The sequence below is a fragment of the Pseudoflavonifractor hominis genome (assembly GCF_014288125.1).
Classification (GTDB): domain Bacteria; phylum Bacillota; class Clostridia; order Oscillospirales; family Oscillospiraceae; genus Pseudoflavonifractor_A; species Pseudoflavonifractor_A gallinarum.
This window is the reverse complement of record NZ_JACOPR010000002.1, coordinates 498062-522384: the sequence shown is the minus strand read 5'-3', so window position 1 is coordinate 522384 and position 24323 is coordinate 498062. Positions and strand designations below refer to the sequence as shown.

The 24323-nt window shown below is 61.6% G+C and carries 20 protein-coding genes; 7 read left to right on the top strand and 13 right to left on the bottom strand.

Annotated elements, in window-relative coordinates:
• Positions 1–72: 72 nt before the first annotated feature.
• Positions 73–387, bottom strand: a complete 315-nt coding sequence (locus tag H8S34_RS05265) for a hypothetical protein (protein ID WP_207724891.1) — start codon at positions 385–387, stop codon at positions 73–75.
• A gap of 49 nt (positions 388–436) precedes the next feature.
• Between H8S34_RS05265 and H8S34_RS05260 the strand changes: the two genes are divergently transcribed.
• Complete coding sequence (locus H8S34_RS05260) at positions 437–661, top strand: helix-turn-helix domain-containing protein (protein WP_186963234.1); 225 nt, start codon at positions 437–439, stop codon at positions 659–661.
• A 68-nt stretch (positions 662–729) separates the two neighbouring features.
• Here the strand turns inward: H8S34_RS05260 and H8S34_RS05255 are convergent, their stop codons facing one another.
• The 12 genes from H8S34_RS05255 to H8S34_RS05200 all read right to left on the bottom strand — a co-directional run bounded on the left by H8S34_RS05255 (position 730) and on the right by H8S34_RS05200 (position 16588).
• Positions 730–3378 (bottom strand): calcium-translocating P-type ATPase, PMCA-type, encoded by a 2649-nt coding sequence (locus tag H8S34_RS05255; RefSeq protein ID WP_186963233.1) that lies wholly within the window; start codon positions 3376–3378, stop codon positions 730–732.
• Between the two features lie 143 nt (positions 3379–3521).
• Complete coding sequence (locus H8S34_RS05250) at positions 3522–4259, bottom strand: response regulator (RefSeq protein WP_186963232.1); 738 nt, start codon at positions 4257–4259, stop codon at positions 3522–3524.
• Between the two features lie 84 nt (positions 4260–4343).
• On the bottom strand, positions 4344–5576 hold the full coding sequence (locus H8S34_RS05245; RefSeq protein WP_186963231.1) for a peptidylprolyl isomerase: 1233 nt from the start codon (positions 5574–5576) through the stop codon (positions 4344–4346).
• A gap of 81 nt (positions 5577–5657) precedes the next feature.
• The gene (gene mfd, locus H8S34_RS05240; protein WP_186963230.1) at positions 5658–9170 is read right to left on the bottom strand and encodes a transcription-repair coupling factor; all 3513 of its coding nucleotides are present in this window, start codon (positions 9168–9170) and stop codon (positions 5658–5660) included.
• A gap of 204 nt (positions 9171–9374) precedes the next feature.
• Complete coding sequence (locus H8S34_RS05235) at positions 9375–9608, bottom strand: phosphopantetheine-binding protein (protein WP_101692629.1); 234 nt, start codon at positions 9606–9608, stop codon at positions 9375–9377.
• On the bottom strand, positions 9592–11064 hold the full coding sequence (locus tag H8S34_RS05230) for an AMP-binding protein (protein ID WP_186963229.1): 1473 nt from the start codon (positions 11062–11064) through the stop codon (positions 9592–9594). Before H8S34_RS05230 ends, H8S34_RS05235 begins: the two co-directional genes overlap by 17 nt.
• Entirely contained in the window at positions 11061–11885 is an 825-nt protein-coding gene (locus H8S34_RS05225; protein ID WP_186963228.1) for a VanW family protein, read from the bottom strand. The genes H8S34_RS05230 and H8S34_RS05225 overlap by 4 nt, the downstream gene beginning before the upstream one ends.
• A gap of 173 nt (positions 11886–12058) precedes the next feature.
• On the bottom strand, positions 12059–12805 hold the full coding sequence (locus tag H8S34_RS05220) for a tetratricopeptide repeat protein (protein ID WP_101692626.1): 747 nt from the start codon (positions 12803–12805) through the stop codon (positions 12059–12061).
• A gap of 114 nt (positions 12806–12919) precedes the next feature.
• Positions 12920–13513: an aminoacyl-tRNA hydrolase gene (gene pth, locus H8S34_RS05215; RefSeq protein WP_101692625.1), complete on the bottom strand. Its 594-nt coding sequence runs from the start codon at positions 13511–13513 to the stop codon at positions 12920–12922.
• 106 nt (positions 13514–13619) lie between these two features.
• Positions 13620–14576, bottom strand: coding sequence for a ribose-phosphate pyrophosphokinase (locus tag H8S34_RS05210; protein WP_101692624.1), 957 nt, complete (start codon positions 14574–14576; stop codon positions 13620–13622).
• 96 nt (positions 14577–14672) lie between these two features.
• The gene (locus H8S34_RS05205) at positions 14673–15872 is read right to left on the bottom strand and encodes a DapH/DapD/GlmU-related protein (RefSeq protein ID WP_186963227.1); all 1200 of its coding nucleotides are present in this window, start codon (positions 15870–15872) and stop codon (positions 14673–14675) included.
• 227 nt (positions 15873–16099) lie between these two features.
• A complete protein-coding gene (locus H8S34_RS05200) occupies positions 16100–16588 on the bottom strand; it encodes an HD domain-containing protein (RefSeq protein ID WP_101692622.1) in 489 nt (162 codons plus the stop codon).
• Between the two features lie 431 nt (positions 16589–17019).
• Between H8S34_RS05200 and H8S34_RS05195 the strand changes: the two genes are divergently transcribed.
• The 6 genes from H8S34_RS05195 (at position 17020) to H8S34_RS05170 (ending at position 24256) form a co-directional block, all read left to right on the top strand.
• Entirely contained in the window at positions 17020–17709 is a 690-nt protein-coding gene (locus tag H8S34_RS05195; RefSeq protein WP_186963226.1) for a YczE/YyaS/YitT family protein, read from the top strand.
• A gap of 165 nt (positions 17710–17874) precedes the next feature.
• Positions 17875–18237, top strand: coding sequence for a GntR family transcriptional regulator (locus tag H8S34_RS05190; RefSeq protein WP_186963225.1), 363 nt, complete (start codon positions 17875–17877; stop codon positions 18235–18237).
• A gap of 24 nt (positions 18238–18261) precedes the next feature.
• Positions 18262–19164 carry an ABC transporter ATP-binding protein gene (locus tag H8S34_RS05185; RefSeq protein WP_101692619.1) on the top strand — a complete coding sequence of 301 codons (903 nt, stop codon included), beginning with the start codon at positions 18262–18264 and terminating at the stop codon, positions 19162–19164.
• The gene (locus H8S34_RS05180) at positions 19139–21034 is read left to right on the top strand and encodes an ABC-2 transporter permease family protein (RefSeq protein WP_186963224.1); all 1896 of its coding nucleotides are present in this window, start codon (positions 19139–19141) and stop codon (positions 21032–21034) included. The genes H8S34_RS05185 and H8S34_RS05180 overlap by 26 nt, the downstream gene beginning before the upstream one ends.
• A 278-nt stretch (positions 21035–21312) precedes the next feature.
• Positions 21313–22494, top strand: a complete 1182-nt coding sequence (locus H8S34_RS05175; protein WP_186963223.1) for an acetyl-CoA C-acetyltransferase — start codon at positions 21313–21315, stop codon at positions 22492–22494.
• Positions 22495–22780: 286 nt separating this feature from the next.
• Positions 22781–24256, top strand: coding sequence for a pyridoxal-5-phosphate-dependent protein subunit beta (locus tag H8S34_RS05170; RefSeq protein WP_186963222.1), 1476 nt, complete (start codon positions 22781–22783; stop codon positions 24254–24256).
• Positions 24257–24323 lie beyond the last annotated feature (67 nt).

Genomic DNA, 24323 nt, shown 5'->3' with positions numbered 1-24323 from the left:
GCTGCGCCTCCTATCTGGCGGGGTCTTTTTTCTTACGCATGTTCACCTTATCAAAAGCAGTTCCGCCCCCAACTATTCAAACTCCTCATGTCTGCGTGTCGGAAGGCCATGGTCAAAAAAGATTCCTATAATTTCTTCTATCCTACGAAAACAAGTCGGATCATCTATATCCATATTTTCAAGAACTTGTCGGATCTCTTCCAGTGCGTGAACCGCCCTATTGCAGCCTAAGTGGTATATCACTCGTTCTCTCGCTTCCTGGCCCATCCATTTTAATACCAGCTGACCAACGGCCTGTTCTGCTAACACTAATGGTATGATATTTTCTTCGTTCCCCTGCTCACACATTGAAATCACCTCTTTTACCGCATTATAGGTCAAAATCACCCTAATTTCAATAGGTCAATTCACCCATAATAAGCTTGGGTGATGTACCATGTCCCGACTGAAAGAACTCCGCAAAAAGCGGGGATATACCCAGATCAAAATGTACCATCTGACCGGTATTGACCAGAGCGACTATTCTAAACTGGAAAATGGCCGCCGATATTTTACCTTTGAACAGTGCCGCCGACTGGCCTTGGCATTGGATACCAGTATGGACTACCTGGCCGGTCTCACCGATGTGGAGGCTCCCTATCCCCGCACAAAAGAATCCTAAAAAGCCCTGGCCGCTCTGGCCAGGGCTTTTTTATGTTTCAGCAAAAGAAAGGCTTGGCTCGGGGCGGCTTATCCCTTCCTCACCAGCACTTTCTCCTCCTTGGGCTTTTTCCCCTCACCTCTTTTTCTCCGCCGCAGGGCCTTGGTCAGCTCGCATACCACCAGAGGGGTCAGGGCCAGGGTCAGGACCGCAGCCCACTCCGTCGCCCCCAGGGGCACGGTCTTGAAAATCATCTGAAGGGGCGGCATACACAATACCGCCAGCTGCATCAGCGCCCCCACCAAAAAGGCCTTATTCATGGAGAGATTGGAGAACAGGCCGATGTGAAACAGGGACTCGGTCTCACTGCGCACATCAAAGGCATGGAAGAGCTGGCAGAAGGTCAGCGTGGCGAATGCCATGGTATTGGCGGTGGCTGACGCCGTCAGCGGGTCGGAGAGCACATACTCCCCCAGAAAATAGGCTGTCAGGGTGAGCAGTCCCACCATGGCCCCCTGCCAGGCCAGGCGGAAGGAAAAGGCCCGGTCAAAGAGGGAGGCATGGGCATCCCGGGGCTTGCGGTCCATCATCCCCTCCTCCACCGGCTCTACCCCCAGCGCCAGAGCAGGCAGGGCGTCGGTCACCAGATTGAGCCACAGAAGCTGCACCGGCAGCAGAGGCATTTGCCGGAACTGAAAGAGAGTGGCCAGAAAAATGGTCAGGATCTCTCCAATGTTGCAGGAGAGCAGGTAGTGGATGGCCTTCTTGATGTTGGCGTAGATCCCCCGCCCCTCTTCCACCGCCGCCACAATGGTGGCAAAGTTGTCGTCCGTGAGGATCATATCCGCCGCGCCCTTGGCCACGTCGGTCCCGGTCACCCCCATGGCACAGCCAATGTCAGCCGCCTTGAGAGCCGGGGCATCGTTGACGCCGTCCCCGGTCATGGCCACCACCTTTCCCCGCTTCTGCCAGGCCTTGACGATGCGCATTTTGTGCTCCGGGGAGACCCGGGCAAAGACCGAAAACTGCTCCACATCGGATTCCAGCATCTCCTGGGGCATAAAATCCAGGTCCTCTCCCGTCAGGGCCAGGTCCCCCGGCTGGAAGATGTCCAGCTCTTTGGCCACCGCCACGGCGGTGAGCTTGTGGTCCCCGGTGATCATGACCGGCCGGATGCCCGCGCGGTAGCAGCGGCCCACCGCCTCTTTCACCTCGGCCCGGGGCGGGTCCATCATCCCCGCCAGCCCCACAAAGGTCAATCCCTGTTCCAGCACTGCGCTGGAGCACTCCCGAGGCATCAGTTCCAGATCCCGGTAGGCCAGTCCCAGCACCCGCAGGGCCCGCCGGGCCATTCCCTCGTTGGCCGAGAGGATGCGCTGCTTCTCCTCGCCCCCGATCTTGCACCGCCGCAGCAGTACATCGGGCGCGCCCTTCACCAGTACCCGGAAGCCCCCCTCCGGCCGGGCATGCACGGTACTCATCAGCTTCCGCTCCGAGTCAAAGGGGACCTCCCCCCGGCGCGGCCGGGTCTCTTCCCACACATTTTTGTCCACGCCCTCCCCCAGGGCCAGCTCCACCAGGGCGATCTCTGTGGGGTCGCCGGTATATACCGCCTCCCCCCGGCTGCCGCGCTCCACGTGGACGTCGCTGCACAGCGCCCCGATCTCCAGCGCCAGCTTTCGCTGTCCTGGACGCAGGGTCCACAGATCCACCACTTTCATCCGATTCTGGGTCAGGGTGCCCGTCTTGTCGGAGCAGATGACCCCGGCGCACCCCAGGGTCTCCACTGCCGGCAGACGCTTGACGATGGCATGGCGGTTCACCATCCGCTGCACGCCCATGGCCAGGACAATGGTTACAATGGCGGGCAACCCCTCCGGAATGGCGGCCACGGCCAGGGAGACCGCCGTCATAAACATCTCAAAGACCGGCTTGTGAAAGAGGAGACCCACCCCAAACATGACGCCGCACACACAAAGGCACACAAAGGAGAGGGTCCCCGAGACCTCGGCCATTTTTTTCTGCAACGGGGTCTCCCCCTGCTCCTGGAGAAGCAGCATCCCCGCGATGCGGCCCACCTCACTGTTCATCCCGGTGGCGGTCACGGCGCACAGGGCATGTCCCGCCGTTACCACCGTGGCCCCCACCACCATGTTGCTCCGGTCGGCCAGAGGGGTATCCTCCCCCAGCACCTCCCCGGCGCCTTTGGAGACCGGGACCGACTCCCCTGTCATGGCGCTCTCGTCACAGCGCAGGGCCGTGCTCTCCAGGATACGCCCGTCCGCCGGGACCAGATCCCCGGCCTCCAGCACCACCAGATCCCCCGGGACCAGCTCCTCCGCCGGGACCAGCACCACCGTGCCCTCCCGGATTACCTTGGCCTTGGGGGCCGACATCCGGCGCAGGGCCTCCAGGGCGCGCTGCGCTCCGTCCTCCTGAGAAATCGAGATGGCGGCGTTTACCACCACGATCAGCAAAATAATGGCGGCATCCAGCCAGTCCTCTCCGCCGCTCACCAAAAGGGAGAGCCCGGCCGCACCCAGCAGCACCAGGATCATGGGGTCCCGGAGCTGGTCCAGCAGGCGCAGGGCCATGCTCCGTCGCTTTCCCTGCTCCAGGGTATTGGGGCCGTACCGCTCCAGCCGCTGTGCCGCCTCCTGCCGGGTCAACCCCTTCTGTCCGTCGGTTCCCAGGCCGTCCAGGACCTCCCGGACACTTTGACTGTGCCATCCGCTCATGATTTCCTCCGCTCCTTTGCACGTCCACTTTTTTCCAGTACTCTGGACTATAACCATACCCGGGACGTAAGTCCGATTGCAAGGGAATCCTGGCGCAAGGCAAAAAAACTCCGCGGGAGAGATGTAAGATCTCTCCCGCGGAGTCAGGATTCAGATGATTTCAAGCCGGTCCGGCGCTCGATCTCCCGGGCCACCGCCTGGAGAAAGGCCCGGTTGGAGGGGCGGGTATCGCTCCTCACGATACGCTGATAGGAAGCCGCTCCCTTCTGGTGGAGCTGGTGTACCAGATCGCGGATATTTTTGTCCACGCTCTGATAGGTGCCTCCGCTCTCCCGGATGGCCGCATAGTAGAGCTCCTTCATGAGCCGCTCTCCAATATGACCGGCCAGACATTCGGCCGCCAGCGCGGCGCAGAGACTGCCCTTCCACTCACTCTGCGCCCCCATTTCCGCGAGGATCTCCCAGGCCTGGCCCCGGAGAACGGGCTCCTGCTGGGGAATGCGGCAGATCAAAAGATCCACCAGGTTCCCCAGCTCACTCAAATTGACTGGTTTCCGCAGATAAAAGTCCACCCCCATGGACAACACCTGATCCACAATGAGCTCACTGCCCACCTTGGAGAGGACCAGGATGCGGGGCCGCACCGGAGGCGGGTCCCGCTCCAGTTCCCGCAGAAGGGAGATCCCGCTGCACTGGGGCATGATGAGATCCAGCAGCACCAGCTGCGGCTGCCAGTCCCGGATCAGGCGCATCCCTTCCTCCCCGTCGGCGGCAGACCAGGGACACAGCTCCAGTTCGGGCCGGGTCCTCACCCAGTCCTCCAGCAGCATGCGGGTGGCGCGGTCATCTTCCACCACCAGCGTGCGCACCCGCGTCTCCATGGTCTCTCCTCCTGTTCCTCCTCCGGCTCCCCAGGGGGACGCCGCCGCGCTCAGCCGGCGGCGGGCGGTTCGGTCTCCCCCTGCTTAGGGCTGGGCCGATGCGCTGGGCGCAGGACTGGCTGCAGGGCTGGCCGTGGGCTCCGGCGCGGCACTTCCGGTGGGCGCGGGGCTGGCGGTGGCCTGCTGGTTGACCTCTACCTGGGCCTGGATTTCCTGCGCATGGGCGGTCAGCTTTGTGTAGTAATCCTTGGGATCGATGCTCTCATAGGCGTCGGTCAGTTCCACCTGGACATCCTGCATCCACTCCTCCGTCAGCTGGCTGAAGCGGTACTGGGGATAGGAGGCCCGAGTCTCGTCGGTATCGGCATCCAACCGCAGGATGATGTGGTAGCCGAACTCACTCTTGACCGGATCGCTGATCTCTCCCACGTCCAGCGCCAGGGCGGCCGTCTCAAACTCCTGCACCATCTGGCCGGGCGTAGCGGTGTACCCGTCAGGAGAATAGAGGTTGCCGTCGGCATCCCGTCCGTCGTCGCTGCGGGCGTTCATCTTCTCGTCAAAGAGGGCCTGGGGATCGGACGCGGCCCGGATCTCGGCCGTCAAGGCGTCGGCCTCAGCCTTTACCTGGGCCTCTTCTGCCTCAGAAAAGGCGGTGTAGGTGCCGTCCTCGTTCTCATGCCGGGTGGAGAGGAGAATGTGCTTGACCCGGTAGATCCCCTCCTCTTCCAGATAGGCATCCATGTCCTCATCGGTGGGGACCAGAGGACCACCCTCCTCACTCAGCTTCTCATAGAGATTCTGGACCAGATAGCTGCTCTGCTCCATAAAGCTGCGGAAGCCCTCCTGGGAGATGCCCTGGGCGTCCACTGCCATCTGGAGGGTGCCGCCCTGTTCCTTCAGGCTCTCCTCCAGCTGCTCAAACTGGGTATCCAGCTCGCTCTTCTGCTCGTCCGTGACTGTGACGCCGTACTCCTTGGCCTTGCTCTCGATGACCGAGTAGTATTTCACCAGCTGTAGGGCATCTTCCTTCACATACTGGGAGAGGGTCTTTCCATCGCTGATCTCCTGTTCCCAGGCATCCTCTCCGGAGAGGGCCCCCAGCTGCTCCATATAGCCGATGTCCTGTCCCAGCTGGAAGAAGTACTCCTCCGCCGTCACCGGCTGGCCATCCACCTTGAGCAAAACAGCGTCCCGCGCGATCCCGGTCAGCTGGTAGGTCACATCATCGGCCGCAGGCTTGCTCTCACAGCCAGCAAGGGCGCCGGTCAGCACCGCGCCGGCCAGGAACACGCCCAGCCCTCGTTTCATTAAATCCATGGATATCCTCCTTTTATTTGCTTGTTACACTATACCACCGATGTCCGTCGAGCACAACCGGAAAAGGGCACGCCCGCTCTGTCACTCCGCCACGGCAGGGGCGGTGGCGGAGTAGTCCTCCACCAGCTTTCGGCTCCACTTGAGGGCGTCCTCTCCCTTTTTCAGGCGCAGGGCGATGCAGGGCCGCTCCCCGGGCACCACCACCAGCCGCCCCTGGTATTTCCGCTCGGCGCAAAGAGTGGAGATCCGCTCCAGCTGGAAGTCGCTGAGGTAGAAATGGAGGTTGGTCCCCTTCTGATTGATCTCCAAAATGCCGTTTCGAGCGGCGTCGGCACGCATGAGGGCCACGGCGATGAGGTTGTTCACCGTCCGCGGGGGATCGCCATAGCGGTCGATGAGCTCGTCGGTCAGATCGTCGGCATCCTCCTCGCTGCGGATGGCGGCAATGCGCCGGTAGAGGTCCATCCGCTGCTCAGGACTGGGCACATACCGGTCGGGGATGGAGGCCGCCACCGTGAGGTCGGCGGAGCACTCGGTGTTGCGGGGCACGGGCTCTCCCCGCTCCTCCAGCACCGCCTCCTCCAGGAGCTTGAGGTAGAGGTCGTAGCCTACGCTGAGCATGAAGCCGCTCTGCTCGGGGCCCAGCACGTTGCCCGCGCCCCGGATCTCCAGATCCCGCATGGCGATCTTGAAGCCCGAGCCGAACTCCGCAAACTCCCGGATGGCGCCCAGCCGTTTGGAGGCCACCTCGCTGAGCACCTTTCCCTTCCGGAAGGTCAGATAGGCATAGGCCCGGCGGCTGGAGCGGCCCACCCGGCCGCGGATCTGGTGGAGCTGGGCCAGGCCCATGTGGTCGGCGTCCTCAATGATGAGGGTGTTGGCATTGGCGATGTCGATGCCGGTCTCAATGATGGTGGTGCACACCAGGATATCCACCTCGCCGTCGCTCATGCGCTTCATGACGTCGTTGAGCTCCTCCTGGGACATCTTGCCGTGGGCCACCCCCACGGACACCTCGCCTCCCAGCATCTCCTTGATACGGGCGGCCGTGCGGGTGATGGTCTCCACCCGGTTGTGGAGGTAGTAAATCTGGCCGCCCCGCTCCAGCTCCCGGCGCATGGCATCGGCCAGGACTCCCCAGTCGTGCTCCAGCACATAGGTCTGCACCGGCTGCCGGTCCATGGGGGGCTGCTCCAGGGTGGACATATCCCGGATGCCCGAGAGGGCCATATTGAGGGTCCGGGGAATGGGAGTGGCCGACAGGGTGAGCACATCCACCTGCTTGGAGATCTCCTTGAGCCGCTCCTTGTGGGCCACGCCAAAGCGCTGCTCCTCGTCGATAACCAGGAGCCCCAGGTCCTTGAACTTCACATCCTTCTGAAAGAGCCGGTGGGTTCCGATGAGCAGGTCCACGCCCCCCTGCTCCACCCGGCGCAATGTCTCCTTCATCTGGGCGCTGGTGCGGAAGCGGGAGACCACGTCGATGTCCACCGGATACCGGGCAAAGCGCTGCTTGGCGGAGAGGAAGTGCTGCCGGGCCAGAACAGTGGTGGGCACCAGGATGGCCGCCTGCTTGCCGTCCAGCACACACTTCATGATGGCCCGGAAGGCCACCTCCGTCTTGCCGTAGCCCACGTCGCCGCAGAGCAGACGGTCCATGGGCCGGGCTGTCTCCATGTCCCGCTTGATCTCCTCGATGCAGCGGAGCTGGTCGTCGGTCTCGGCGTACTCAAACTGCTCCTCAAACTCCCGCATCCACTCGGAGTCGGGTGAAAAGGCATAGCCCGGCTGGCGCTGCCGCTCGGCGTAGAGCTGAATGAGGCCCTTGGCCAGGTCCTTGACCGCCTTTTTCGCCCGGGTCTTGGCTTTTTCCCAGTCGCTTCCCCCCAGCTTGGAGAGTTTTTTCTTCTCCTGGGCGTCCTCGCCGCCTCCAATGTATTTGCTCACCAGGTCCAGCTGGGTGGCGGGGACATAGAGGACATCCGCCCCGGCATAGGCGATTTTGATGTAGTCCTTCTCCACCCCGTCCACCTGCATCTTGACCATCTCCTGATAGCGGCCCACCCCGTGGTGTTCGTGGACCACCAGGTCGCCGGGAGAGAGATCGGCATAGGAGCTGAGCTTGGCCCGATTGGTGACTGCCTTGGCCCGGGCCTTCTTGACAGGGGCCGCGCTCCCCTCGGTGAGGATGGCAAAGCGGGCCTCCGGGAATTCCAGGCCTGCCGACAATCCGCCCACGGCGATGGTGGCCTTTCCCGACTCGGGCAGAGCGTGGAGGGCATAGTCCACCGCAGGCCGGAGCCCCTGCTCCCGCAGGAGGGCCTGGAGGTTGTCGGCCCGCTGCTGGCTGGAGACCAGCACCACCGCCCGGTATCCCTCGTCCAGATAGTGGGAGAGGTCGGAGACTGCCGTCTCCAGGCTGGTCCCGTAGGAGGGGAGCTGCTTGGCCAGCAGGTTCAGAAGGGTGCGGGGCTTCATGGGGTACTGCCCCGTGGCAAAAGAGTCCAGATAGGCCACCGGCCAGTCGGACAGGCGGGCATAGAGCTCCTCCAGGGTGCGGGTAAAGCGGGCGCACTCCCCAGCCAGCGTGCCGTTTTCCAGCAGGGCGTTTGTGTCCTCCCCCATCTGCCAGAGATAGTTTTTCCCCCGCTCGACCACCCGGGGGCTCTCGCTGAAGAGCACCACCGCGTCCTCGGGCAGGTAGTCGGCGGCGGTGGCCATCTCCGGATAGACCAGGGCCAGATACCGGTCCAGGGCCGGGAAGGAGGTCTCCTGGGTCAGCCGCTCCAGATCCTCCTCCAGATTCTGAAGGAGGGCGGCCTGGTCCCCTTTCCGGCGGCGGACCTGGGAGAGCAGCCCGGTCAGGCGCTCCTTCAGTCCCTCCGCCCCGCCGGGGGAGAGCTGGGGCAGCACCTCGGCCGCCGGGAGGAAGCAGGCCTCCTCACAGTTTTCCGTTCGGCGCTGGGTGTTGACGTCAAAATAACCCATGGAGTCGGCCTCGTCGCCGAAGAACTCCACCCGGACCGGCCGCTCCTGGGCCGGGGAGAAGAAGTCCAGAATACCGCCCCGCAGGGCAAACTGGCCCACGCCCTCCACCTGCTGTCCCCGGGTATAGCCCGCGGCGGAGAGGGCCTCGGCCAGCTCGTTGAGGTCATAGCTCTCCCCCAGGCGGATGGTGCGGCTGGCCCGTCTCAGGGCCTCCGGGGGCAGGGTGCGCTGGAGGAGGGCCTCCACCGTTACCACGGTGAGGGGACTCTTCCCCTCCAGCAGAGCGTGGAAGGCGGCCAGGCGCCGGTGCTCATATTGGCGGGAGACCACCGCGGCGTGGTGGAAGGTAAACTCCCGGGCCGCTACCAGGCGCACCTCCTCCCCGGTCAGGGCCCTCAGGTCCCGGCTGAGGCGCTCCCCCTCGGTCTCGTCGGCGCAGAGCAGTACCACGCTCCGGCCGGTCTCCCGCCGGACGGCGGCGGCAATATAGGCCCGCAGCACCGGGGAGAGGCCGGAGAAGGCCGCGGGGCAGCCCCCCTCCTCGATGGCCGCTAGGAGCTTGCGCACCTCCGGCAGCTCCCGCAGGACCTGGGTCAGCAGCTGCATGCTGTGCCCTCCTTTCTAGAAAAATATGGAAGTTATAGACGTGCCGAAAGCCCCCGTTCCCATCCGGGAGGGGGGTGTACGTGTGGACAGTATAGTCCCTGTTCGGGGTGGCCGTCAAGGGAAATCAGGCGGTTTCCGGTACAAAAACACCCCCTTCTCAAAAATTTAAATTATTTTGAGAAGGGGGCAGACCTTTTTTCTATTTCACATTTCGGCCGTCCGGGCCGCCTGCAGGATGGACTCCGCCGTGCGGAAGGTCTCCTTGGGAAGCTGGGTGGGGATCAGCTCGATCCCCCGGTCCTCCAGGCCCTCCAGCAGGGTGATGAGGGCCAGGGAGTCCAGAAGTCCCCGCTCCAGCAGGTCCACCCCCGGCTCCCCCGCCTCCGGACTTCCACAGGCCTCCACCAGCAGGTCCCGGATCTCATCCAGGCTTACCATCTCGCACCCACTCCTTTAAGGTATTCCGGTCGCATTTTCCGTTGGGGGTAAGGGGCATATGTTCCACCCACTCATACTGCCCCGGGCACATCCAGGGCGGGAGGCGCTGTTCCAGTTCCTCCTTCACCCCGCTCCAGTCAGGTAATTGGGGGCTCTCCACAAAGGCCACCAGGCCCTGTACGCCCCCGTCCCGGCCCAGTCGGGGGAGCACCGCCACCCGCTCGATGCCGCTCAGGGTCTCCAGCGCCGCCTCGATCTCCCCCGGTTCCACCCGGTAGCCCCGGTATTTGATCTGTTCATCCATCCGTCCCCGGTACCAGAGCTTTCCGTCGCGAATTATCCCCAGGTCTCCCGTGCCGTAGGCCCGCCCGGTGAGGGTATCCCGGAACCCGCCCGGTATCCCATTCAGATAACCCGGCGAGAGCTGCGCGCCCCGCAGCACGATCTCCCCCACCGTCCCCTCCGGACAGGGCGCTCCCCCTATCTCTATGGAGATATCCGCGCCGCACCGCGCCATCTCTCCGATGGGAAGCTCACTCCCGCAGTCCTCGGGATGGATGAAGGCAGCAGAGACTGCGCAGGTTCCCTCCGTAGGGCCGTAAGCGTTGTAGAGGAGCAGTTTTGGGAAGCGCCGGAACAGCTTTTCCGCTGTCCGCGACCGAAGGACTTCCCCACAGGAGAGCACCCCGCCCAAAGTTCCCATCTGTCCGCAGCAGAAGGACGCATCCGTGAGGCAGAGCCGCAGGAAGGTGGGCGTGGCCACCAGCAGTCCCGCTCCGCTTTTCCACATCCGGGCAAACATTGTGGAAAAGTCGCTCTGCTCCTCTCCGGTCAGGGCGGTGTGGGTCCCCCCTGTCATCACCGCCAGATAGAGGTCGGCCACCGACAGGTCAAAGGCATAGCCCGCCTGATTGAGCACTCCCCGCCCGGCACAAGCGGCGATCCCCGGCAGGGAGAGGGCCCAGGTCAAAAAATGGTCTAAACTTCCCCGGGAAATGGGGACTCCCTTGGGTACTCCCGTACTCCCCGAGGTGAAGATAATATAGGCAATCTCCGCCGGACCGGCCATACATTCGCACCATGTCCCAGGGTCGGGGAGGGCCTCCAGCGCCCCCCGGTCCCAGGTCTCCAGTCCGGGCAATTTCATCGGTTCCACCGCCAGCAGCAGCGTGGCCCCGGCCAGCTCTGCCGCCCGGCGCACCCGCTCGTGGGGCCAGCTCCGGTCCGCCGGGAGATAGGGCCGCCCGGCCAGCAGACAGGCGAGAAAGCACGCGGGCATCCACGGCTCCTTGTGCCCGTAGACCACCACCGGTCCCCGGCCCTGGGCCAGCATAGCCGCGGTTGCCCGCACCTTTGCCCCCAGAACCGCCCAGCTCATCGTCTCCCCGCCGCTGCAGAAGGCGGGGCGCTCCCCCAGTCTGCCGCAGTTCTCCCGCAGCCGCTCCAGCAGTCTCATACCTTCTCCTCCTGGGGGATAAGGGCGGGATCATACATCACCCGGGAGTGGTTGTCCAGTACCAGCTCCCGGCCCACCACTTCACCGGTGGCGCGGTCCAGCACCTCCCGGTAGACCTGGCTCACCCGGAACCAGTCCTCCCCCTCCCGGACATAGCCCGCGCCTTCCTCCCGCAGGCGGTAGCGCCGCAGGAAGGGATGCCCGGCCCGCAGTTCGCCGCACAGGTCGTCCCCCTCCAGCCACACCCGCAGCTGTACGGTCTGGTCCGTGTCATTCCGGAAGCGGTAATCCACATGGGGATAGAAAATGGACGTGCCCGTGCCGAAGGGCACCCGCCGCCGGGCGTCCGGGAAAAGGGCGTCCGAGTGGTGGTGGAGCTCCCGCACGGTGAGGGGGCTGTTGAGCACCAGATAGTGGATCAAGTTGGCCAGCTGGCACAGTCCCCCGCCCACACCGGTGTAGAACCGCCCCCCGCCGATGGTCAGGCCCTCCCGGTATCCCCGCCGGGCGGTGGGCGGCCCCACCAGTGCCCAGAAGGAAAAGACCTGCCCCGGCTCCACACAGATACCGTCCACACAGGGGGCCGCCAGGGCCAGATTCTGCCGCTTGTTCTCCTGAAGGGCCATATCCACCCCGTGCAGCGGGCGCAGGATGGGAGAGCGGTGTCCCTTCACCACCACCGGAAGCGATTCCACCTGTCTGGTTCGGGCAAAGGCGGTGCGCTCCCGCCAGTCCCACAGCCTCCGCCGCAGCGCTTCCTTTTTCAGTGAGATCCGGTAGCAGACCGGCCCCCACTGGCAAAACAATTTCCTCTGTCCCATGCCTTCCATCCCTCTCCCGGGCCGTTCCAGGTCCGTCTCTCTGGATTGTATCCCATACGTGCCAAAAAGTCCCCACAGTTTGGTAACAAAATTGCCCATGCGTACAGCGCCGCGGGAGTGCTCTCTCCCGCGGCGCCCATTTGCTCCGATATGGATTGGAAGAACGGTCTGCCTCAGCGTCCCAGCTCCAGCAACTCCTCCGCCCGGCTGCGTATCGCCAGACGGTTTCCATACTGGGCCACGAAGCGCAGATGCTCCGCCGCCTCTTCCGGCCGGCCCAGCGCCCGGAAGAGCTGCCCCAATTCATAGTGCCAGGCCACCCGCAGACGCAGGGAAGACGCCTTCTCCAGGCAGTCCTTCATAGCCCCCTCCAGTCCCTCGGTCTGTCCCTGCCGCAGGGCGAGGCAGAGCTCCTGTTCCCTCAGGGCCTTCTCAAGGGTCTTGCGCCCCAGCCATTTCCGGCGGGCCGCCCGGCGGCCCTGCTCCAGCCACTGTCCCGCCGTCCCGGGGTCGGACAGATCACTGCGGCAGGCCACATAGAGCAGGAAGCTGTCCGGCTGCCGCCAGAGCTTCCGCCGCCCCTCCACCTGTTCCAGGGCCGACAGGGCCTCCACCTCCCGCCCCAGCAGAAGCAGGCAAAACCCCTCATAGACCCGATAGCGGGTACTGCCCGGATTCTGCCGCAGGACGGAGCGGCACCACGCCAACAGCGGCGCCGGATCACAGGTCTGATCCAGCCGGGCCATCTGGTGGCGCAGTTCTTTTATCGTTAGAATGGAGATCACATCCATATAGCCTATGACCCATACCCAAAACAGCAGCAGTGGGAGCTGCCACCCGTCGTACAGCATTTCCGCCGCTGCTAGGCCCAGCAGCCCCAGGCCCATCCAGATCCAGGCGCCCACCCGGGCCCGTTCCAATATCCAGCGTCTGATAAAAGCCGCCTCCCATTCCATGTGTTCTCTCACACAGAATAGCAGACGGCTTTTGAGAAGAATGAACGATTTTCTTACAAAATACGAAAGATGGCAGACTTACCCGTTGAAGCGGCTCATGGTCTTGTCCGGCCCCTCCCGGAGGAAGCACTCCACCGCGTCGGCCGCCCGTTTGACGGCCACGTCCATGGTCTTGCGGTCCTCCCCCTGGAATTTTCCCAGCACCCAGTCGGCCATGTCGTAGTCGGGATGGGGCTTCTCCCCCACACCTACTTTGATCCGGGGGAACTGGTCGCTGCCCAGGTGCTGGATGATGTTTTTCAGGCCGTTATGCCCCCCGGCCGAACCGCCGCGGCGCACCCGCAGCTTTCCCACCGGCAGGGACACATCGTCTGAAATGACCAGCACATGGTCGGCGGGCACCTTGAAAAAACGGGCCGCCTCCCCCACCGCCTCACCGGAGAGGTTCATATAGGTCACCGGCTTCATCAGCAAAACCTTTTCTCCCCCGATCTCCAGGGTGTTGGTGAGGGCGCGGTACTTGAGCTTCTGGATAGGTACCCGTCCCCGCTCCGCCAGCTCATCGGCTACCTCAAAGCCCACATTGTGCCGGGTGTTGTCGTACTTTTCACCGATGTTGCCAAGGCCCACTACCAGCCAGGATACGCCGCCCGATGTCCTTCCGAAAAACATGGATACCACCTCACAGGATTACAGCATTGCAGAAAAGGGGGCGTCCCCGCCGGGCAAATGACCCGGCAGGGGCGCCCCGCACCCGCCCGCAGGCGGGAGAGGATGCTTACAGGAACAGCTTGGAGACCGAGATCTCCTCGTAGATGCGCTCAATGGCCTCGGCGAACATGGGGGCCACGGACAGATACTTGATCTTGTCGCAGGTCTCCGCCTTGGCGGGGATGGTGTTGAGGAAGAGGACCTCGTCCAGGGCGCTGTTGCGGATGCGCTCCACCGCAGGACCGGAGAGGACGCCGTGGGAGGCGCAGGCGGTGACCGACTTGGCTCCGCCGATCTCCACCAGAGCCTGGGCGGCGTGGCAGAGGGACCCGCCGGTGTCCACCATGTCGTCCAGCAGGATGACGCGCTTACCGCGCACATCGCCGATGATGTTCATGACCTCGGAGGAGTTGGCCTTCTGGCGGCGCTTATCCACGATGGCCAGAGGCATATCCAGCTTCTGGGCAAAGGCGCGGGCGCGGGCCACGGAGCCCACGTCGGGGGAGACCACCATCACCTCGTCGTGGCAGTCCTTGTACTTCTCCAGGAAGTGGTTGACGAACACGGGAGAGCCCATCAGATTGTCCACGGGGATGTCGAAGAAGCCCTGGATCTGATTGGCGTGCAGGTCCATGGTGAGGACCCGGTCGGCGCCGGCGCGGGTGATGAGGTTGGCCACCAGCTTGGCGGAGATGGGATCGCGGGGCTTGGTCTTGCGGTCCTGACGGGCATAGCCGAAGTAGGGGATGACCGCGGTGATACGGCCGGCGGAGGCGCGCTTCATGGCGTCGATCATGATGAGCAGTTCCATCAGGTTGTCGTTGACGGGGCTGCAGGTGGACTGGATCACAAAGACGTCAGAGCCACGCACCGTCTCGTAGATGGACACATACTTCTCGCCGTCGGAGAAGGTGCCCACCTCGGCCTCACCCAGGGAGGTGCCGATCTTCTTGCAGATGTCCAGGGCCAGCGCCTGGTTGGAGCTTCCGCAAAAGATCTTAATGTCCTTACCGTGTGCAATCATTTCTACATACATCCTCTCATATGTTTTGCGGCCAAACCCTGCCGCGCAAGTCACTTCTCTATCTGCATCTTATCCGGGTTCTGCCCGGGGGATGGCTTATTTTCTGCGGTTGCGCCGGCGGGCCGCCCACTGCTTCTTGACCACCTGGATGCTCCGGGCAATGGCCAGAGAATCCGCCGGCACATCGTCGGTGATGGTGGAGCCGGCAGCGGTATAGGCGCCGTCCCCGATCTTTACCGGGGCCACCAGATTGGTGTTGCAGCCGATGAAGGCGTTGTCGCCGATGGTGGTGCGGAATTTGCTGGTGCCGTCATAGTTGACGGTGACCGTACCGCAGCCGAAGTTTACATGGCCACCCACGTCGGAGTCGCCCACATAGGTCAGGTGCGAGATCTTGGTACCGTCGCCGATGGTGGAGTTTTTCAGCTCCACAAAGTCGCCCACCTTGACCTCCCGGCCCACATGGCAGCCCGGACGGATATAGGCAAAGGGTCCCACCTTGGTCCCCTCCTCCACCGTGCTCTCATTGAGCTGGGAGGCATTGACCGTCACGCCCCGGCCGATCACGCAGCCCCGGATCATGGTGTTGGGGCCCAGTTCGCACTCCGGACCGATCACGGTCCGTCCCCGCAGGATGACCCCGGGCAGCACCACCGTTCCCCGCCCCAGTGTGACCTGAGGCCCGATATAGGCCTGGGCGGGATCCAGGAAGCGGACCCCCGCTTCCCGGGCACGGCTGACGCTGTCCTCCCGGGCTACGGTCTGGAGGTCCTCCAGATTTTTCTCCTCCAGGGGGAGGAAGCAGCTCTCATAGGGACGGCAGTGGACGGTCAGGACCTCCAGAATATCGCCGCCCTCGGCCAGCGCAGCCCGGCCGGCGGGAGTAAACTCAAACACACCGTGTCCCTCCGGGTGGATCCCCCGGCTGAGCATGGCGTTTTTCTCCTGGGGCGGCAGCTCAGCCAGTCCATCCCGGACGCGGCTGACGGCATAGGCGGGCATAAAAACAGGCCGGGTCACCGCCACCACCCGGTCATGTCCCTCCAGGAAGGTCAGCAGACGCTCTCTGGCCCCGTCGGTCCCGGTGGTGATGAACACCGTTCCCTCCGGGAAACAGGTCTCAGCCTGGGCCTGGTCGTCCTGATGGCATACCACCAGAAACTCCTCTGCTCCAGCGCGCTCCAGTGCCTGCTCCAGCCAAAGGGCCGCAGGGTCAAAGAGCAGCGGCTCCAGCAGCAGGGACGGCCGGTTCCCCTCCCGCGGCAGGAATACGATTGCACCCGCCTTTTCCGTCATACGCGGTCACACTCCTTCTCTTCTTTCGATTATATCAAAGCGGCCGTGGAAATGCACCCATATTTTTGGGAAAATCCGTCTCCCGATGCCATATCAGACAAATGCACAATTCCAAATGGGTTTTCCCCCGGCTTCTCAACAACTTTACCGCCTCTTTACACAGCGGGTTGCCCGGAAAGCGTAAAAAAGGAGGACCCCCGGGGATCCTCCTTCCGGTTCTGCCCCGGTTATGCCATGACCAGGCGGCGCATCCCCATGACGCGCCAGAGCTGGGAGACCTCCAATGTGGCACAGAACTTATCCGCCAGGTTCACAACCGCCGCCTCCCGGCTGCGGGGCCGGCGTTTGGCCAGGGGCCACATATGGGACAGAATAATATTCTCTTCTTTGGGCGAGAGCTCGCCGCACAGCATGCGGGCATTGCGTGCCGCGGCCACCGGGTGGTCAAAGCACTGGTTGCCCGGATGGGTCCCGGGTTCCCGGGCGTTGTACAGATACAGGTCGTGGAGCAGGCCGCAGCGAGCCGCCGTGCGGCAGTCCAGTCCCCAGCGCCGGGCCAGGCGGAAGGCAATATAGGCTACGAATACCGAGTGCTCGTAGCAGTTGCAGCCCGGGTGGTGGGGGATCTCCCGCATGGAGAGCACCTCACGGCTCTCAATCAGGTCGGCCACGCACTCCAGGAACCGATACCAATGCGTCTCATCGAACAAAACCATGGGAATCACCCCTTCGCAGTCATTGGACCCACTTGGGTCCGGGGCCCTGAGATCCGGGCCCCTCCGTATTTATTATAGTAGCTTTCCACCGGTTTGTCATGTCGTTTTGGGCAATTGCCAGTATTTTCTTTCCTGTCCGAACCGGCCCCTTTCCCGCTCTTTTTCATGTACACGACATATATTTCACTTTTTTACAGTTTTATGTTTTTGTTTTTGTTCTAATTCTACAAATTTTTCCCGCATCGTCTTTTATATGAAGATATTTCACCAAAAAACGTCTTCATGGTAAATATATTTATTGACTGTTCAATAAAATTTTTCTTGACAAACTGCACAACCTTGCCGTAAACTCCTCATATCACTATATGAGTTTTGGCAAAACAGCGGCTTGCCGGCTCATAAAATTCAAAAGAAAAGATGGTGGATTTCCTATGTCTACTCCCTCCGCTGCAACCAAAGATCAAGTGGTCAAACGCTGGATCGTCTTTTTCATCGGCATGTTTCTGATGGGTACCGGTATTGCGCTGAGCATCAAGGCTACCATTGGTGTCTCTCCCATGAGCAGTATTACCAACCTCTCCTATCTGATTTTCCCCAACATTTCGCTGGGTACCTTTTCTTTTCTGCTGAACTTCCTGTTTTTTATAGCTGAATTTATCGTGGCGCCTAAGACCTGGCACCCGGTCAAGATCCTCACGCAGCTGGTTCCCACCTTTATTTGCAGCGTCTTTATCGACGTCAACATGTGGCTGTGCAACTCTCTGGTGCCCACCTCCTACGTGTCCAAACTGCTGGTCCTGGTGGCGGGCTGCATTGTCTTTGGTCTGAGCCTGGCCCTGATGGTCTCCGCCGACGCCACCCTTCAGCCCAGCGAGGCTTTCATCAGCGTGGTGGCCGAGCGTACCGGTCGGGCCTGGGGCAATGTCCGCACCGCGACCGATATTACCCTGGTGGTGCTGGCCACCATTGGTTCTCTGATTGTTTTCCATGGCGTGACCACCGTACGGGAAGGCACTATTATCGCTGCTGTGCTCATTGGCCAATCCTCCCGTTGGTTTGCCCCGCTCACCGACCGCCTCTTCCACTCTCAGAAGGAGCTCACTCCCGTCTCTCAGAATTGACCATTCCGAACCGCCCCGGTGAAACCGCCGGGGCGGTTTTTTGTCTCCCGTCCGGAATCGTCAGAAAATGTTAAGACTTTTTCCCTTGTTCCCGGTCATACACTCCTCTATACTGACTGTATTAATACACCTCATACAGTTCAACTCTAGGAAAGGGGTCTGATTATGATTCGTCTTGACTCCCGGGATGCGCGCCCCATTTATGAACAGGTGATGGACAGCCTGCGCCGTCTGGTGGTGTCCGGCGCCATCCAGCCCGGGGAGAAGCTCCCCTCGGTCCGCGCGATGGCCACTACGCTGGCCATCAACCCCAACACGATCCAGCGGGCCTATGAATCCCTGGCGGCGGAGGGCTACCTCCACCCAGTGGCCGGCAAGGGCTGTTTTGCGGCTGACCGGGGGGATATCCAGGGCCGGCGCCGGGAAACCCTTTTAAATCGGTTTGACCAGACGGCTGCTGAACTGATTTTTCTGGGACTGAGCCCGGACGAGCTCTCTCATCGCCTGCATGCTGTTTCCCAGCCATAATTTGAGAAGGAGGAGCCGCTGTTTATGATCTCAGTCCAAAATGTAGTAAAGACCTTCGACGGGTTCCGGGCCCTGAATGGTCTGAACATGGAGGTGCCCGACGGCGCCATCTACGGCCTGGTGGGCCCCAACGGAGCGGGAAAATCCACCATTCTGCGCCACATCACCGGCATTTATCGGCAGGATTCCGGCCAGGTGCTGGTGGCAGGTGAGCCGGTCTACGAGAACCCCGCCGTCAAGGCCCGCATCGCTTCCATCCCCGATGAGCTCTACACCTTCCTGTCCGCCTCCACCCGGGATATGATGCGCTTTTTCCGGGGCTTCTACCCCCGCTTTGATGAAGCGCGCTACCAGGCTCTGAAAGAGGTCTTTTCCTCAGTGCAGGAAAATATCCCGGTGCGCCGTCTCTCCAAGGGCATGCAGAAGCAGGCGGCCTTCTGGCTCTCCCTGTGCTGCCGGCCCGACCTGCTGGTGCTGGATGAGCCGGTGGACGGTCTGGACCCGGTGATGCGCCGGCAGGTCTGGTCCCTCCTCATGGGCGACGTGGCGGAGTATGGCACCACTGTGCTGGTCTCCTCCCACAACCTGCGGGAGCTGGAGGACGTCTGCGACCATGTGGGAATCCTCTCCCAGGGCAAGGTGCTGCTGGAGCGTGCCCTGGCGGATCTGCAGGACAATATCGTGAAGATGCAGATCGTCTTCCAGGAGCGGGAGCTGCCCCAGCTCCCCGAGGACCTGGCCGTCCTCCATGTGTCCCAGGTGGGGCGTATTCATACCCTGATTGTCCGGGGCTCGGCCGACGAGGTGACCAATCGTCTGGCGATCTATGCCCCCATCCTGATGGAGGCCCTGCCTCTGACGCTGGAGGAAATCTTTATCTATGAATTGGGAGGTGAGGACTATGCCGTCCGTGACATCGTGCTCTAAGGAGCGCCGCCCCTGCGCCTGGTTCAACATCACGCTCTTTCGGAAAAACTGGTCCCGGTTCTGGCCCCTGTGGTCTCTGTACGGGGTGATCTGGTTCTTAATTCTGACCGTGGGCATTCTCAACAGCCGCGGCATCTATGATACCATGCCGGATAATTACTACCCGACCGGTTATGTGGTGTACGCCATCCCCATGGGGATCCTGCTCTCACTGGGCTTTGGTGTACTGTGTGCCATGGCGGTCTTTTCCTATCTCTACTCCAGCCGTCCGGTGGGGCTCATGCACGCCCTGCCCATCCGGCGGGAGGGGCTCTTTCTCACCAACTACCTCTCGGGCCTGAGCTTTTTTGTCCTGCCCATTCTGGTGGTGGCCCTGCTCACCCTGGGGGCAGAGCTCTATGCGGGCCACGGGGTGGATTTGACCTCTCTCTTCCTGTGGGGCTGGTGCCAGTGTATGGTTTCCCTGTTCTTCTACTCCTTTGCGGTGTTCTGCGCCATGTTTACCGGCCACATTCTGGCGCTGCCCGCCTTCTACGGCATCCTCAACGGCCTGGTGTTCGGCCTAGATGCTCTCTTTCGGGAGCTGGCCCGCATCTTCCTCTTCGGATTTTATACCTCATATCAACTCAACCCCTGGGTGGAGTGGCTCACTCCCACACTCTGCTACATCGACCGCATGGGCAGCACCGGCTCCCCCAATTATCACTTTACCGGACTGCTTCCCGTCTTTGTGTATATGCTGGCCGGGCTGGTCTTCACCGGACTGGCCCTGCTCCTCTACCGCCGCCGCCATCTGGAGACCGCCGGGGACGTGGTGGCTGTCTCCTGGCTGCGCCCCATCTTCAAATACGGTGTGGCCTTCTGCTCTGCCGTGGTTATCGGCACTTTTCTGTGGAGCGTCTTCCTGCCCCAGGTCTCGCATAGCATCCTGTGGTCTCTCCTGTTCTTCCTGCTGCTCACGGGAGCCCTGGGCTACTTTATCGCCGAAATGCTGCTGTGCAAATCCTTCCGCGTCTTCCGGCAGGGCTGGAAGGGCTGCCTCTGCTTTCTGATCCTGCTCACACTGGGCGTGAGCACTCTGGAGGTCGACCCGATCGGCTTTGAGGTCCGGGTCCCCCAGGCCCAGCAGGTGGTGGAAGTACGCCTGGATACGCCCTCCTTCGCCCCCTATGATGGAGCTTCCTCTCCTTCCGTCCTGCGCCGGGAGGAGGACATTGCCCGTCTGGTGGAGCTCCATCAGACCATCATCGACCATCAGTCCCAGCTGGAGTCGGCTGAGCGTGTATCTTCCCACTCCTATGTCTCCCAGCAGGTGGGAGATTATATGGTGGATGTGGAGACTTCCGGCTCGTTCTACTTCTCCTTCACCTATCTCTTCCGGGACGGCGGCACCATGCGACGCAGCTACCGTATCCCGGTGGACGAGGAGCTTCTGGCCGATCCCACCTCTCCCGCCGCCAAGCTGGATGCGCTCATCAATGCTCCGGGTCTGGCACAGCAGGAGTATCTCTCCCTCTACCGCAGCGGCGATGTGCTGACCAGCGTCAACCTCTCCACCTATACGGGAGCCGATCAGATTTTCTCCAGCGGTGCGGACACCCAGCTGCTTCTGGACGCCGTGCTCACCGATCTGGAAGAGGGAAATCTGGGCCGTCACTATCTGTTGGAAAATCAGGACCGCTATGCCAACTGCTACTATAACGATCTGACCTTCCACTTCTATTCGCCGGAGGCCCGTTCGGAACTGGTGGAGGACGGGCACATCTATCAGTTCACCATTACCATTCAGACTACGGCCACCCATACCCTGGAGGCCCTGCGGGAGTTGGGCGCAGAGGATGTACTCATCCTCCGCAGCGCAGCACCCTGAGAAACTCCGGCATCCCGCACCTCTCCAAAGATTTTTTGAAAGTATGTTAAATTTTTAACTTTCTCATTCAAATCCGGCGGTCCTGGGCGTTTCGTCCCGGTGACCGCCGGATTTTTGACCTCCAAAGTATATTGTTAAAATATTCACAAGTCACCGTTGCATTTTTCTTCCCCATCATATATAATAAGCTCATCCGGTTCGCAAACCGAATTTGTATTCATTGCCGATTCCGCGACCATATATCGAACGAAATGTAAAAAATTTGGAGGGTCAATTCTATGAAGGACATTTATGTTGTCAATTGCTGCCGTACCGCCATCGGCTCCTTCGGTGGTTCCCTGAAGGATGTTCCCGCCGCCAAGCTGGGCTCCATCGTTGTGACTGAGGCGCTCAAGCGTGCCAACGTCAAGCCTGAGCAGGTGGACGAGGTCATGTTCGGCAGCATCCTGACTGCCGCTGCCGGTCAGAATATGGCCCGCCAGGTTTCTCTGGGCGCCGGTATTCCCGTTGAAGTGCCCGCCTACACCGTCAGCATGGTCTGCGGCTCCGGCATGAAGTCCGTGATCGAGGGTGCCCGTACCATCCTGGCCGGTGACGCCGACATCATCGTGGCCGGCGGCACCGAGAACATGTCCGCTGCCCCCTATGCCATGCCCGCCGCCCGCTTCGGCGCCCGCATGAACGACACCAAGCTGGTGGACACCATGGTGAAGGACGGCCTGTGGGATGTGTTCAACGACTACCACATGGGCATCACCGCTGAGAACGTCTGCGACCAGTGGGGCATCACCCGCGAGGAGCTGGATGAGTTCGCCCTGAACTCCCAGATGAAGGCCAAGGCTGCTCAGGAGACCGGCAAGTTTGACGACGAGATCGTCCCCGTGCCCGTGAAGGTCAAGAAGGAGATCGTGGACTTCAAGGTCGACGAGTTCCCCCGCCACGGCACCACCGCTGAGGGTCTGGCCAAGCTGAAGCCCGCCTTCAAGAAGGACGGCCGCGTCACCGCCGGCAACGCCTCCGGCATCAACGACGGCGCTGCCGCCATCATCCTGGCCTCCGGCGAGGCTGTGGAGAAGTACGGCCTGAAGCCCATGGCCAAGCTGGTCTCCTGGGGCCAGGGCGGCGTGGATCCCAAAATCATGGGCGTGGGTCCTGTTCCCGCTTCCAAGCAGGCCATGGAGAAGGCCGGCCTGACCATCGAGGACATGGATCTGGTGGAGGCCAACGAGGCCTTTGCTGCCCAGTCCATCGCTGTGGCCCGCGAGCTGAAGTTTGACATGAGCAAGGTCAACGTCAACGGCGGCGCCATCTCCCTGGGTCACCCCGTGGGCTGCTCCGGCGCCCGCATCATCGTCACCCTGCTGCACGAGATGAGCAAGCGTCCCGAGGCCAAGAAGGGCCTTGCCACCCTGTGCATCGGCGGCGGCATGGGCACTGCCGTCATCCTCGAGAAGTGCTAATCTAAATATTTTTTCCGGCGGGCCGCATTTGCGGCCCGCTTTTTTCTGTCTTTCTCCGCGCCGCGGCCGTTCTCTGTTTTTATCGGGCGGACAGAATTTCCCTCAGCTGAACGTGCATGGTCACACTCCCGTTATTTTGCACAAATAATTCATTATATGATTTACTTTCAATGAAAACGCCTAAGTTCAAAAATTATTTCTTTCCTCTTGATTTATTTCCAGATTGTGCTATGATTAGGGCATGGCAGCGCCTTTGGCACTCTGTATTTTAAGGAGGACACGGAATATGATTGACCTTACCATCCGCCGAGACAGTCTGGACCGAAACATCAAAAAGGCCCGCGAAAATAACGTCATCATTCCCACCATTGCCCAGATGCAGGAGCCGGAATCCATTCCTGGCGCCATCCGGGACAAGCTGAAAAATGTGGGACTGTGGGACGTCAATCCTCTGAACCTGTTCCGCATTACCTGGAAGAACGAAGCCAAGGAATTTGGCGGCGGCTATCAGGCTGTGCCCAACTATGTGGAGCTGCCCTCCTCCCTGACCGGTGTTCCCTGCCGCATTCTGGCCATGGCGGGCAAGTGGTTCCCCACCGGATGCCACAAGGTGGGCGCCTCCTTTGGATGTCTGGCCCCCCGTCTGGTGACCGGACAGTTTGACGCCACCTATCACCATGCCGTCTGGCCCTCCACGGGCAACTACTGCCGCGGCGGCGCCTTCAACTCCAAGCTGCTGGCCTGTGACAGCGTAGCCATCCTTCCCGCCGAGATGAGCAAGGAGCGCTTCGAGTGGCTCAGCCAGATCGCCGGCCAGGTCATCGCCACCCCCGGCTGTGAGTCCAACGTCAAGGAGATCTTTGACAAGACCTGGGAGCTCAAGCAGGACCCCACCATGATGATCTTCAACCAGTTTGAAGAGATGGGCAACCCCCTGTGGCACTACAATGTGACCGGTACCGCTCTGGCCGATCTCTATGAGGCGGTCAAGCGCCCCGGCGACCGTCTGGCCGGCGCCTGCTTTACCTCCGGCTCGGCGGGCACCATGTCGGCCGGCGACCTGCTCAAGGACCGCTATCCCCATGTGAAGCTGGCCGTGGGCGAGGCGCTCCAGTGCCCCACCATTCTGGAAAACGGCTTTGGCGGCCACCGCATTGAGGGTATCGGCGACAAGCACATCCCCTGGATCCACAATGTCAAGAACACCGATATGGTCATCGACATTGACGATGAGGATTCCCAGCGCCTGCTCCGCCTCTTCAACACCTCCGACGGCCAGAAGTACCTGAAGGAAGAGCTGGGCCTCTCGGACGAGCTGCTGGAGAAGCTGACCTGGATGGGCATTTCCGGTATCGCCAACGTGCTGTGCTGCATCAAGATGGCCAAGTACTACGAGCTGACCGAGCGCGACGTGGTGGTCACCGTCCTCACCGACTCGGCCGTCATGTATCAGAGCCGCATTGAAGAGCTCAACCAGATGCACGGCGCCTACAACCTGCAGGAGGCCGCTCTGGACCATAACCTGCACATTCTGGGCCTCAAGACCGACAACATGGCCGAGCTCAACTACTGGGACCGCAAGCGGGTCCACAACCTGAAGTACTACACCTGGGTGGAGCAGCAGGCCCGCGACGTGAAGGACCTCAACGCTCTGTGGTACGACACCGAGGGCACCTGGGACGCCGTCCACCAGCAGGCCAAGGATCTGGACGAGCTGATCAACGAATTCAACGACGCCACGGGACTGCTCAAGGCCCTGTAAGCGCCTCATTCATCCATACACACCGGACCGGCGGGCGGGGAAATCCCGCCCGCCGGCTGTTTTGAAA